General features: G+C 64.3%; 3 protein-coding genes. All 3 read left to right on the forward strand.

Going from position 1 to position 2,808, the window contains the following annotated elements; translation table 11 throughout:
* The coding region (locus J0I79_RS34710; RefSeq protein WP_292870610.1) for an extracellular solute-binding protein at positions 1 to 786 on the forward strand (786 nt) is incomplete at its 5' end.
* 208 nt (positions 787 to 994) lie between these two features.
* Positions 995 to 1,597 carry a cupin domain-containing protein gene (locus tag J0I79_RS34715; RefSeq protein ID WP_292870613.1) on the forward strand — a complete coding sequence of 201 codons (603 nt, stop codon included), beginning with the start codon at positions 995 to 997 and terminating at the stop codon, positions 1,595 to 1,597.
* Positions 1,587 to 2,672, forward strand: coding sequence for an ABC transporter ATP-binding protein (locus J0I79_RS34720; RefSeq protein ID WP_292870616.1), 1,086 nt, complete (start codon positions 1,587 to 1,589; stop codon positions 2,670 to 2,672). Before J0I79_RS34715 ends, J0I79_RS34720 begins: the two co-directional genes overlap by 11 nt.
* The last annotated feature ends 136 nt before the right edge of the window (positions 2,673 to 2,808 follow it).

The raw sequence follows: 2,808 nt of genomic DNA on the forward strand, positions 1-2,808 counted from the left end.
AAGGAAGGCCTGCTGCAGCCGATCGACACCAAGCGCATCAAGAACTGGGATTCGATCTTCCCGGTGTTCAAGAACCTGCCCGACCTGCAGGCCGGCGACGGCAAGGTCTGGATGGTGCCGTGGGACTGGGGCAACACCTCGATCCTCTACCGCACCGACCTGGTGAAGAACCCCGAGGCGAGCTGGAACCTGCTGTGGGACAAGCAATATGCCGGCCGCATGGCGACCATCGATGCCGTGCACGACACGCCGATCGTTGCCGCCCTGCTGGCGGGCGTGAATCCCTTCGACATGACGCCGGAGCAGATGGACAAGGTGGCTGAGAAACTGCGCGAACAGCGGCCGTTGCTGTCGAGCTACACCACCGACATGACCTCGGTCGAGCAGGCGCTGGCGAGCGGCCAGCTCGTCGCCGCCATGACCTGGAACGCGTCGGCCACCTCGCTCAAGAAGCAGGGTGTTCCGGTCGAGTTCATGAAGCCGAAGGAGGGCATGCTGACCTGGGCCTGCGGCTTCGTCATGCTGAAGGACGCCAAGAACGTCGACCTCGCCTATGACTTCATCAACAGCCGGCTCGACGCGGACTCCGGCAAGTATCTGATCCAGTCCTATGGCTATGGCAGCTCGCTGAGCACCGCTTTCGCCGGCGTGGGGAAGGACGAGCTTGAGAAGCTGCAACTGCCGGCCGATCCGGACGTGATGCTGAAAAGCACGATCTTCACGGGGCCGATGAAGCAGAATGACGAAATGGCGAAAATGTTCGAGAAGGTGAAGGCTGGCGGGTGATGCTGGTTCTTCCTTCTCCCCTTGTGGGAGAAGGTGGATCGGCGCGCAGCGTCGAGACGGATGAGGGGTGTTGGACGGATCGCCGTCCTTGCCAAGCTGGAACACCCCTCATCCGTCGCCTTCGGCGACACCTTCTCCCCCAGGGGGAGAAGGGGGAGCTTTTCGACGCTGCGACGCGCCAGTGAAGAGACTAGACGAGGACCGATATATGGATGTTCTTGACGAAGCGAAGCCGAGGGACGATGCCGATGTCCGCGTTGGCCGGCGGGTGCGGGCATTGCGCCTTGAGCGCAACCTGTCGCTGGCCGACCTCGCCGCCAGGGCCGGCATCTCAATTGGCGCGCTCAGCCAGATCGAACGCGGCATGTCCTCGCTGCGCGTCAAGGTGATCTGGCCACTGGCCGCCGCGCTCGATATCGAACCTTCGGCGCTGATCACCGACGGCAATGAAGCGGTCAACGACCTCTATTGCGTGCGCGCCGACAAGCGGCGTGCGCTTCCCGTGAAATCGGAAGGCATCGCCAAGGCGCTGCTGTCGCCTCCGGGCGCGACGCTGACCGGCATGCTGGTCACGGTCGAGGCCGGCGGCGGCACGGCGGAAGCCTATGCGCATGCGGGCCACGAATTCGGCTGTGTCCTGTCGGGCGAGGTCGAGCTGGTGGTCGATTCGACAAAGTATGTGCTGAAGACCGGCGACAGTTTTGCCTTCAAGAGCACGCTCCTGCACGCCTTCCACAATCGCGGCGTCGAGCGCTGCCAGATCCTTTGGGTCAACACCACCAAACCCTCCGAGGTTCGCGATGGCGCCTGATCCGCTGGTTCGCCTGCAGGCTGTCTCGAAAATTTTTCCGGGCGGCATCGTCGGGCTCGACGCTGTCGATCTCGATATTGCCAGCGGTGAGTTCCTGACCCTTCTTGGGCCATCCGGCTGCGGCAAGACCACCAGCCTTCGCGTCATCGCAGGCTTCGAAGGCCCGTCGAGCGGCAATGTGCTGCTCGACGGTCGCGACATCACAGCGCTCCGGCCCTTTGACCGGCCGGTCAACACCGTCTTCCAGGATTATGCGCTGTTCCCGCACATGAACGTCGCCGAGAATGTCGGTTTCGGCCTGTCGCTGCGCAAACTTTCCGGGGCTGAGCAGGCAAGGCGCGTCGGCGACGCCCTCGACATGGTCGGACTTGCCGACAAGCTTCGCGCGCGGGTCTCTGAACTCTCCGGCGGCCAGCGCCAGCGCGTCGCGCTGGCCCGTGCCATTGTCTGCGAGCCGCGCGTGCTCCTGCTCGACGAGCCGCTATCGGCGCTCGACGCGCATCTGCGCGAACAGATGCAGGTCGAACTGAAGCGGCTGCAGGCGCGGCTTGGCACCACCTTCGTCATGGTCACGCACGACCAGACCGAGGCATTGTCGATCTCCGACCGCATCGTCGTGATGAACAAGGGCCGCATCGAACAGATCGCGCCGCCGGCGACGCTCTACGACAGGCCGGCGACGCGTTTTGTCGCCTCCTTCATCGGCACGATGAACCTTTTGCAGTCGCGCTTTGTCGGCCGCGACGGCGAGCGCCTGCGCTTTGCCGCCGGCGACCTGCCGCTGGATGCCTCCTCCGAGAGCGGCGAGACGCCTGCCGCGGGCGACACGCGCACCATCGGCGTACGGCCGGAAGATTTTCTTGCCGCCGGCGAGGCCGTCGAAGGAAGTGCGCCGGCGCGGGTGAGCGGCGTCGTCTTTCACGGCCGCACGCTGCGGCTCCATGCTGAACTCGGGCAGGGCACGTCGGTCGTTGTCGACGCGCCGCGCCGCGCCGACGGTTTTCAATTCAGCGTCGGCGACGTGGCGCATATCAGCCTGCGCCGTGGCGCTAACTGCCCTATTCTCTCAAGCTAATCTGACCTTGATCTCTTCCCAACAATCGGAGCACGGCCCTGTGAGCAACCATCTCAATTTCTTCATCGACGGCAAATGGGTGGCGCCCGTGGTGCCGGCGACGCTTGACGTCATCGACCCATCCACGGAAGAGGCC

The organism is Mesorhizobium sp. (assembly GCF_017306585.1).
Taxonomy (GTDB): domain Bacteria; phylum Pseudomonadota; class Alphaproteobacteria; order Rhizobiales; family Rhizobiaceae; genus Mesorhizobium.